The sequence below is a fragment of the Vibrio sp. 10N.286.46.A8 genome, assembly GCF_041470165.1.
Taxonomy (GTDB): Bacteria; Pseudomonadota; Gammaproteobacteria; order Enterobacterales; family Vibrionaceae; genus Vibrio; species Vibrio tasmaniensis_A.
In genome coordinates, this window is sequence record NZ_JBFRLX010000144.1 from 1 (window position 1) to 962 (window position 962).

Annotated in this window: 1 protein-coding gene; it reads right to left on the reverse strand. The window is 44.8% G+C overall.

All coding sequences use genetic code 11. The features are described 5' to 3' along the window. Positions 1-110: 110 nt before the first annotated feature. Positions 111-830 (reverse strand): two-component system response regulator OmpR, encoded by a 720-nt coding sequence (gene ompR, locus AB4232_RS14535; protein ID WP_009848007.1) that lies wholly within the window; start codon positions 828-830, stop codon positions 111-113. Between the last annotated feature and the right edge of the window lie 132 nt (positions 831-962).

Here is a 962-nt window from a genome sequence, read left to right on the forward strand (position 1 = left end):
TTTACTACGATTGGTATCTCTCATTGTGCTGAATACAAAACGGGCCATCGCATATTAATGAGATGACCCGTAAATAAAGAATTCTGAATCACAGAACGAGCAAAGCTAGATTACACAGCTTTGCCATCTGGAACGAATACATAACCCAAGCCCCACACCGTTTGGATATAACGAGGTTTACTTGGATCTTCTTCTACTAGACGACGCAAACGCGAAATCTGGACATCGATAGAACGTTCCATCGCTGAATACTCACGGCCACGAGCCATGTTCATCAGCTTATCGCGAGACATTGGCTCACGAGCGTTAGTGACCAGTGACTTCAGAACCGCAAATTCACCTGAGGTAAGAGGCATAGGCTCTTCACCGCGGAACATTTCACGTGTACCTAGGTTTAGACGAAACTCACCAAACTCAACCACAGACTCTTCTGTGCTTGGCGCGCCCGGTGCTTCAATCACTTGGCGACGCATTACCGCTTTGATACGAGCAAGCAGTTCACGTGGATTAAATGGTTTTGGCAGGTAATCATCAGCACCCACTTCCAAACCCACAATGCGATCCACTTCGTCACCCTTTGCTGTAAGCATCAGGATTGGTAGCGAGTTGTTTGCGTTTCGTAGACGACGACAGATCGAAAGACCGTCTTCGCCCGGCAACATTAAATCCAATACCATCAAGTGAAAGTTTTCACGGGTTAACAGGCGGTCCATCTGCTCACTGTTTGCCACGCTACGCACTTGAAAGCCTTGCTCTGACAGATAGCGTTCTAGCAGTGCACGTAAACGAGCATCGTCATCGACCACTAAAATTTTGTAGTTTTCTTGCATGTAATGGTTCCACCTATTAAAGCTTAAACCTAAGGTTAAGCATTCTTGGTAAATTGTATATTGGTATAAGACATTAAAAATGTAACATTATTGAGGGAAAAGTCGCCTAAATAATTGTTAACGTATGTTGCC